The following is a 2595-nucleotide window of genomic DNA, read 5'->3' as shown; positions in this document are numbered from 1 at the left end:
CCGGGCCCGCCCCCGCGTGCGCCCGCCCGCGGGCCGCGCGCTCGGCGCGGGCGCCGCCGTCCTGGCCGCGCTCGTGGTCGGTCACGTCGTCACGTCGGCGTTCCCGGTGGACGAGCGCGTGGCCGCTCCCTTCGTGCGCGAGGGTGACGTCGGCGACACGCTCGACCTCCGCTACGCGCGGCTCACCGTCGAGGAGCCGACGGGGTCGACCGTCCTGGCGCCCGAGGTCGGGTCGCTCCTCGCGACGCCGGGCGTCTGGCTGGTCGTCCCCGTGACGGTCGAGGCGAAGGGACAGCCCCGCGCGCTCGCGTTCGCCGAGCTGCTCGGCGGCGACGGCCGGACGTACACGGTGTTCACCGGGGGCCGCTCCGCGTTCCTGCCCGGTGCGGCGCAGCCCGGCGTGCCCCGCCACGCCACGCTGCACGTCGAGGTCCCGCCCGAGGCCGTGGCGGGCGCGCGCCTGCGCGTCGGCCTCGACGTCGAGGACCAGCGCCACGACGACGTCGCCGAGGTCGACCTGGGCCTCACGCAGGACGACGCGGACGCGTGGTCGACCGACGACACCTCCGTGCGCGCCCCCGCCGCGTCCGACGCACCGCCGGAGCAGCCGTGACCACCACCGTCCCGTCCCCCGCCGCCGCGCGTCCGCGCTCGTGGTGGCGGCGCAACCGCTGGGCCCTGGTCGCCCTGCCGCTCGCGCTGGCGCTCATGGCCGCCGCGTCCGCCGACCGCGTGCGCTCCCTGTGGTGGGAGCAGGGCCTGCACGATCCCACGACGGCCGCCCCCGGCGCGGCCGTCGCGTTCCACCAGGACGTGCGCGACGGGCTCGGCGGCACGCGCCCGCTCGACGTCGAGGTCAGGCTCGACGCCGTCGTCGACGCGACGACGCCGCCGCGCGACCTCGTGGTGCCCGCGGGCGCCCGCGCGGTGCAGGTCGAGATGACGCTGAGCGCCGACCCCGACGTCGTGCTGCGCGGCTGCTCGCTCGCCGTGCGGGACGCCGACGGCACGCGGTACGACTACGTGGCGAACGGGTGGGGGACCACGCAGCCGGCCTCCCCCTGCGTGCCGGTCGACGCACCCGGCCCGGCACCCTCACTCGGCGACCTCGACGACGTGCTCACGCCGGACTCGACCCCGCGGCGCCCGGCCACGTGGACCGTCTCCCCGGTCGTGGTCCTGCCCGCGGACGTCCAGGTCAGCGACGTGGTCCTGTGGTGGCAGCTGCCCCAGCACGTCGTCCTGCCGACCGCGCGCGAGTGACGCGGGCGGACGCCCCCTGCGTGACAGGATGGCGCCGACGAGGGAGCGGACCATGACGGACGAGGTGCGGCTGCGCGACGTGGCCGAGGCGGCGGGCGTGTCGATCGCGACCGCGTCGCGCGCGCTGACCGGCCGCAACCGCGTCTCCGCGTCGACGACGGCGCACGTCACCGCCGTCGCGCGGCGCCTGGGCTACCAGGTGAACAGCGTCGGGCGCGCGCTGCGGGAGGGCTCGACGCGCACCGTGGGCATGACGGTCCCCGTCATCGGCAACCCGTACTTCGCGCAGCTCGTCGACGCGGTCGAGGGCGCGCTCGTCGAGCCCGGGCTCGAGCTGCTGATCGCGGACTCGCACGGCGACGTGGACCACGAGGCACGCCGGCTGCGGACGCTCGTCGGACGCCAGATCGACGGCCTCGTGGTGGTGCCGGCCGACGTCGAGCGCTCCGCCCCCGCGCTGCGCGCGGCACGCCGGCACGCGCCCGTGGTGCAGCTCGACCGCCGCGTCGAGGGCCTGACCACCGACTTCGTCGGGGTCGACAACGCGCTCGGCATGCGTGTCGTCGTCGACCACCTCGTGGACCGTGGCGCCCGCAGCGTCGTCCTCGTCGGCGCCGACGACGTGACGTCGGCCGGTGTCGAGCGCCGCGAGGGCTTCGAGGCGGCCGTCGCCCGCACGGGCCTCGAGGTGCACGCACCCCTGCTCGACGACTTCAGCCTCGAGGCCGGGCAGCGCGCCGCCGAGGAGCTGGTCGCACGCGGCCCGCTGCCCGACGCGGTCGTCGCCGCCGACGACCTGCTCGCCGTCGGCGTGGTCACGACGCTGCGCCGCCTCGGCGTCGACGTGCCTGGGCGCGTGCTCGTCACGGGGTTCGACGGCACCGTGATCGCAGGCATCACCGAACCGGCGCTCACGACGGTCGTGCAGCCGTTCGCCGCGCTGGCGCAGGAGGTCACCCGCACCCTGCTGGCGCGGATCGCGGACGGCTCGGCGCCGACCCGGCAGAGCCGGATCAGCCCCGAGCTGCTCGTCCGCGCGTCGACCACGCGCCCCTGAGGGGGCTCAGCGGCGCGGGTACGACTCGACGGTCCCGTGCCGGGTCACCGCCTGCGAGGCCGCGGCGACCGCGCTCTGCACCGCACCGCCCAGGTCGACGCCCACGGCGAGCCGGGACGCGAGCACCCCGACGAACGCGTCGCCCGCCCCGGTCGCGTCGACGGCGTCGACGACGGGCGCGGCGACGTAGGCCGACGACGTGCACGTCGCCGCCACCGCGCCGCGCGCGCCGAGCGTCACGACGACCGCCTCCGCGAGCCGGCCCGCGGCGGCCG

4 protein-coding genes are annotated in these 2595 nt (G+C 77.6%); 3 read left to right on the top strand and 1 reads right to left on the bottom strand.

The window, feature by feature from the left end:
* From CS2_RS19230 to CS2_RS18080, 3 genes are all read left to right on the top strand, one after another.
* The coding region (locus tag CS2_RS19230) for a hypothetical protein (protein WP_217997413.1) at positions 1–613 on the top strand (613 nt) is incomplete at its 5' end.
* The gene (locus tag CS2_RS18085; protein ID WP_070321003.1) at positions 610–1263 is read left to right on the top strand and encodes a hypothetical protein; all 654 of its coding nucleotides are present in this window, start codon (positions 610–612) and stop codon (positions 1261–1263) included. The genes CS2_RS19230 and CS2_RS18085, both read left to right, overlap by 4 nt.
* A 52-nt stretch (positions 1264–1315) precedes the next feature.
* On the top strand, positions 1316–2320 hold the full coding sequence (locus tag CS2_RS18080; protein ID WP_046527833.1) for a LacI family DNA-binding transcriptional regulator: 1005 nt from the start codon (positions 1316–1318) through the stop codon (positions 2318–2320).
* Between the two features lie 6 nt (positions 2321–2326).
* On the opposite strand, the gene CS2_RS18075 is transcribed toward CS2_RS18080, so the two are convergent.
* A partial coding sequence (locus CS2_RS18075; protein ID WP_233421266.1) for a PfkB family carbohydrate kinase occupies positions 2327–2595 on the bottom strand: 269 nt, incomplete at its 5' end.

It is taken from the genome of Cellulomonas iranensis NBRC 101100 = JCM 18110 (assembly GCF_001552375.1).
GTDB classification, from domain to species: Bacteria; Actinomycetota; Actinomycetes; order Actinomycetales; family Cellulomonadaceae; genus Cellulomonas; species Cellulomonas iranensis.
Note: the sequence above shows the minus strand (reverse complement) of the source record. Positions and strands in the feature narration are given on the sequence as shown.